The sequence below is a fragment of the Clostridium ihumii AP5 genome (genome assembly GCF_000612845.1).
GTDB classification, from domain to species: Bacteria; Bacillota; Clostridia; order Clostridiales; family Clostridiaceae; genus Clostridium_J; species Clostridium_J ihumii.
The window spans coordinates 126,477-132,476 of sequence record NZ_CCAT010000012.1 but is presented as its reverse complement, the minus strand read 5'-3'; the positions used below and the strand labels follow the sequence as shown (position 1 = coordinate 132,476).

The 6,000-nt window shown below is 23.7% G+C and carries 4 protein-coding genes; all 4 read left to right on the top strand.

What is annotated here, in order from left to right:
* Positions 1-229: dihydrofolate reductase (locus tag BN346_RS03440; protein ID WP_034439385.1), on the top strand; the 229-nt coding region annotated here is incomplete at its 5' end.
* 33 nt (positions 230-262) lie between these two features.
* Positions 263-2,005 (top strand): dGTP triphosphohydrolase, encoded by a 1,743-nt coding sequence (locus BN346_RS03435; protein WP_034439384.1) that lies wholly within the window; start codon positions 263-265, stop codon positions 2,003-2,005.
* Positions 2,006-2,583: 578 nt separating this feature from the next.
* Positions 2,584-3,396, top strand: a complete 813-nt coding sequence (locus BN346_RS03430) for a DUF368 domain-containing protein (protein ID WP_034439382.1) — start codon at positions 2,584-2,586, stop codon at positions 3,394-3,396.
* 786 nt (positions 3,397-4,182) lie between these two features.
* Positions 4,183-5,748 carry a sigma 54-interacting transcriptional regulator gene (locus tag BN346_RS03425; RefSeq protein WP_034439380.1) on the top strand — a complete coding sequence of 522 codons (1,566 nt, stop codon included), beginning with the start codon at positions 4,183-4,185 and terminating at the stop codon, positions 5,746-5,748.
* The last annotated feature ends 252 nt before the right edge of the window (positions 5,749-6,000 follow it).

Here is a 6,000-nt window from a genome sequence, read left to right as displayed (position 1 = left end):
TATATTTTTTATAGGCGGGGAAAGTATTTATAATGAATTTCAAAAAAACTGTAAGTATGCATATGTGACTAAAATAGAAAATTGCTATAATAGTGATAAAAAGTTTTTTTGTATAGATAATGATGAAAATTGGATTCAAATTGAGAAAGGCAAAAGTAAAGTTTCAGACAAATGTAAGGCAGTATTTAGTTTCAATTTATATAAAAATAGAAATGTTGAAAATATATAAATGGTTTATCAATTTAATAGTGGAGGATATTTCATGAGTTGGGAAGAAAAAAGAGATTTTGTTGCAAAAAATAATTTAAAGCAAACTTCAAAGAGTTGTGATAGAAGAATAGTGGAAGAAGTCAATGTTAAGAGTGGATTTTCGGTTAGAGATGAATTTGCAAAAGATAGAGATCGAATAATATTTTCAAGAGCCTTTAGACGACTTGAGCATAAAACTCAAATATATACTCATCAAAAAGGAGATCATTATAGAACAAGGCTTACACATACATTAGAAGTTACTCAAATAGCTAGAAAAATAGCAAGAAATTTAAATCTTAATGAGGCACTAGCAGAAGCTATTGCATTAGGTCATGATATAGGTCATACTCCATTTGGACACCAAGGAGAGAGAACACTTGATGAAATAATGATTGGAAAAGATACATTAAGTGATAGAATATATCCATCTATAGATTATGGTGGATTTAAACATAATTTTCATTCTCTTAAAATATTAGATGAATTAGAAGTTAAGTTTAAAAATATACAAGGTATGAATTTGACATGGCAAGTCATGGAGGGAATTCTGAAGCACACTAAAACAAAACGAAATGGGAGCACTTGGCAGATTAAGAGATTTATACAAGATGAAAATTTTCTTAATAACACAATGGATGTACCTTACTCTGTGACATTAGAAGGTCAAATTGTAAATGTAAGTGATGAGATAGCTCAAAGGCAACATGATATAGATGATGGATTAAAAGATAATGCGTTAAATATAAATTATAGTTCTATAGCTATTAAAATATATAAGAAGGTAATTGAAATATTAAAGGATTGTGAAAAGAATAAAAATATAAAGTATATATCTGAAGAAAGTATAGAATCATTAAGTACATTAAAAGACCATATAAAGGAAAATTTATCATTAGATAAAATACATGAAAGCATAATCGCACTTAAAGATTTTGATGACATGAAAAGTTCTGTAGATATTTTAGAAAATATATATAACAATAAATTTGATGACGAGTTTGGAGAGAATAAATATATAGCAGATTATAGTGAAATTTTTAAAATAAATCAATTAACTAGGGATGTTATAGATTTCTTTATAACTGATGTAACAACGAACTCAATGAATAATATTTTAATTAAAGGTGTGAAGTCCAAACATTTAGTCAATAATAGAGTATATTTTAAAAATAAAATTATAGACTTTTCAACTTATGGTAAAGAATTAGATGATGCAATTGAAGAATATATAAAAGTGAAAATATTGAATTCATACAATGTAAATAGGTTTGATGGAAATTCAAGATATATAATCAAACAATTATTTAAAGCATATTATGCAAATCCAAGACAAATGCCTAATCATAATCTTGAAAGATTACAAAATAGCATAAAGAAAGTATGTGAAGAATTATATAGTATTCAGATGTTTATTGATGGTAAGTATGTAAATATTAAAGATATAAGTTTCAATAATGATAAAAAAAGTATCATACAAGAATATACAAATTTACTAAAGTTAAAATTAAATAAAATAAACCTAATAGGATATAACAAAAAAGTTGTAGATAGTACTGAAATTCTTTCAAAACTATCTAAATTTAATATTGAAAATAGGAAAATTGAAGATTTAACTGAAGAAGAAAAATTTTTATATGCAATAAGGGAAATAAGATATTATTATTTATCTACTATATGTACTTATATAGCTGGAATGACAGATAATTATGCAATAGATGAATTCAAAAAACTTTATAGTGGAACTGGACAATAATTTATGTAAGAATCCAAGTTGAAATTTTAAGTTATTCAAATATTAAATGAGAACACTATTAGTAAACGAGACAGGAATTATTTAAAACGCTATTCATAAAAATTTCAAAGAAACTCTAATTAATTTAATTGAAAATGGAAAATTGAAAGTTGAAAATGAATGTAAAAGTTAGATTTCAAATTTTAAAGAATGATTTTTTATTAGATTTGCAAAGCAAATTAGTTGAAAACAATATAAAAACGTAGTTTTTAAGCATTTCTATTTTTAGATATTAGGAACGAAGTGAGTAATATCTACCATAACTTTTCACTTTTCATTCTTAACTCTTACTTGATTCCAAATATAAAAATAGAAATAAACTGTAAGCTTAATAATATCATTTGATAAAGATGTTATTTAAACTTCGAACTTGGAACCCTATATATAATTAAATTGTTAAATTCATGTTATAAATTTTAATAAAAGATGAAATGTATAGAATTTTATTTTATAATAAAATTCTATATGTTAAAGTCAAAAACAAAATTTAAAAATTTATAAGATAAAATAAATTTTAAAATTGAATAAGGAGTGTTGAAATGGAAACATTTTTTAATTTTTTGAAAGGAATGGTTATTGGAATAGCAAATATCATTCCTGGAGTTAGTGGTGGAACTATGGCGGTTGTATTAGATATATATGACAACTTAATTTCATCCATAAGTGATTTTTTAAAAGATTGGAAGAAAAATTTAAGGTTTTTACTTCCTATAGTTTTAGGTGCAGGAGCTGGAATACTTCTATTTAGCAAGTTGCTAAAAAACTTATTAGATAATTATCCAATACCTACAAGCTTTTTCTTTATAGGTCTTATAGTTGGAAGTATACCACTAATAGCTAAAAAGGCAAATGAAACTAAGTTTAAAAAGGTTAATTTAATACCATTCTTTATAACATTTATTTTCTTAATATCATTATCTATAATAGCACCACCAGAAATGAATGAAACAATAATAAGAGAATTATCAGTTGGGGCATTTATTAAACTTACATTAGCAGGTGCTATAGGTGCAGGGGCAATGATAATGCCTGGGATAAGTGGTTCATTTATATTATTATTAATAGGACTATACACAACAACAATTACAGCAGTAGCAGAATTTAACGTACCAATACTAATACCCATAGGAATTGGTGTATTATTAGGATTAGTATTTATAACAAAACTTATAGATAAATTATTAAAAAAATATCCTGGTCCTACATATTTTGGAATACTAGGACTTGTTATTGGATCAATTTTTTCTATATATAAAGGAATAACTTTTGATTTACAAGGAATAGTATCCATTGTTGTATTAATATTAGGAATGTTGTTAGCATACTTTCTTGGTGGAGAAAAAAAGAAATAATAAAAAAAACCTAGCTAAAAATTAGCTAGGCTTTTTTATTAAAAAAGTTAAGTTAAATAAGAAAATTAAATTAATAAAAAGTTATAAGTATAATTTTTATAAAAAAGTTACTTTCAAAATAGATGTTAAATTCAAGAAAAAATATAGGGTAATTTTTACTTGTAAATAAAAAATAATTCATGAAAGCAACTAAAATAGGGCAAATTAACTAAATAATATTTACAAGAATATTATAGCATTAATAGTAGAGGTAAAAATTAAGAAAATTTGAACAATTACAAAAGTGATGTAAATAAATTATTAAAAATATATACTAATTATTAAAAATATGAAATCTATAGAAATAATTAGATAAAAATTTAAAATATATTTCCAGTATAAAAAATTTTTTTATGAAAAATGAATAAAAACATATATGTTTTTCATAAAATAAGAAAAATTAAACAAGGAGGAGTTAATAATGAAAGAAATCATGAAGGTTATAACTACAGTTATGCATATCTTTATAGTTGGTACATTCGTTTCTGGAAAAGACTTAGCTCTTTCAATTGAAGAAGAAAATAAAAATGATTTAACATAAATGCAATATGAATTCAAATTTGAAAGGTGAGATAATATAGATAAAATATAGTAATTCAAATTAATAAGTTTTAACAGAATGAAAATACAAAAATATAAAGATATGTAAATGGTGATTTGCTTTAGTGTAAATCACCATTTTTAAAATTATATGTTAATATATAACATATAATTGATTTTTATTTTGAAAATTTTATGGGGGTTTTTATGAAGAAATATTCAAGATTTCAAATTATAGCTGAGGATAAAATAGGAATAACTTTAAAAATTTTAGAGAAAATATACATAGAAAATATAAATTTAATATCATTAGAAGTATTTCCTAATAAATTGTATATAAAGATTGAAAAAATTGATAGTGATATTAAATTAAATTTAATAAAAAGCATAGAGAAATTACCAGAGATAAAAAAAATTGAAGAAATTGAGCTTTTAAATCATGAGGAGAATGAAAAAAGATTATTAGCTATAATAGATGCTGTAGATGATGGGATATTAGCTGTAGATAAAAATTATAAAATTGAATTATTTAATAGATATTGTGAGAGTGTATTTCATTATAAGAAAGAGAATGTTGAAGGAAAAGATTTTAGAAAATACATAACAAGCAATGAAAAATTATTAAATTTATTAAAAAGTGGTAGAGAATATACAAATGTAAAATTGAGTAGTGAAAATGAAAATGGAATAAATGAATATATAGCAACGGGTAGAGCTATAAAGGATGATGATGATAATGTGGTTGGAGCAGTATGCTCTATAAGAAATATGAAAAATGCAATAGAGATGGCAAATATAGTTTCAAATACAAAAGATGATGCATTTAAAGAAATAGTAGGGTCAAGCAAGGTTATAGAAAAAACAAAATCTATAGTTGAACTTATTTCGAAGGGAAATTCTACAGTTTTAATAAGAGGTGAAAGTGGAACTGGAAAAGAGCTATTTGCAAAAGCTATACACAATTTAAGTAATAGAAGTAAAAAACCATTTATAGTTGTTAATTGTGCAGCATTCCCAGAAAATTTAATTGAAAGCGAATTATTTGGTTATGAAAAGGGCAGCTTTACAGGTGCATTAAATAATGGAAAAGAAGGGCTTATTCAAAAAGCTAATGGTGGTACATTATTCTTAGATGAAATTGGAGAAATATCTCAGATGTTACAAGTTAAATTATTGAGATTTTTACAAGAAGGAAAAATAAGAAAAATAGGTGGATGTGATGAAAAATTAGTTGATGTTAGAATAATATGTGCAACTAATAGAAATTTAGAGGAAATGATAAAGGCAAATGAATTTAGAGAAGATTTATATTATAGATTAAATGTAATTCCATTAATTATACCACCACTAAGAGAGAGAAAAGAAGATATTCCTCAAATGGTTCAATATTTTATAAGTAAATTTAATAATAAATTAGATAAAAACATATGTTCTATAGAAAATGAATTTATAAATGAATTATTAAAATATGATTGGCCAGGCAATATAAGAGAGTTAAAAAATGTTATAGAGAGAGCAATGAATCTTTGTGGAAAAGATTCATTAAGCACAGAGTATTTAATGTGGGATTATGAATTTAAAAATCATAGCTTTGAAGTGAATTTTAAAGGAGATGAAATAAAATTAAAAAAAGTAGTTGAAATTGCAGAAAAAAGCGCCATAATAGATGCACTAAAAAATCATAATTCAATAAGGGCAACTGCAAAATCATTAGGGGTAACACATACTACTATAATAAATAAGATAAAGAAATATAATATAGAATGGCAATAAAAAATTCCACTGTAAAAAAATGTTACCGGTAAGTGGAAATAAAAAATTCCATGTTAAAAAGTTAGAATGTATTTAATAATAATTTTTAAATTACTTTTAAATTATGCTTTAGTATAATTACTTAAAGAATATATATATAATTTAAAATATGACTTATGCCCTATATGAATTAGCAAATAAAAATATCGTAATGGCATATTTATTGCTTTAAATATTAGTAGAGTACAAAACATACAAGTACTTTTAATTTGC

Bases quoted from the DNA above. Each gene is read 5' to 3' on its own strand.
- BN346_RS03430 (WP_034439382.1), top strand. From the start codon at position 2,584: ATGGAAACATTTTTTAATTTTTTGAAAGGAATGGTTATTGGAATAGCA.
- BN346_RS03435 (WP_034439384.1), top strand. From the start codon at position 263: ATGAGTTGGGAAGAAAAAAGAGATTTTGTTGCAAAAAATAATTTAAAG.
- BN346_RS03425 (WP_034439380.1), top strand. From the start codon at position 4,183: ATGAAGAAATATTCAAGATTTCAAATTATAGCTGAGGATAAAATAGGA.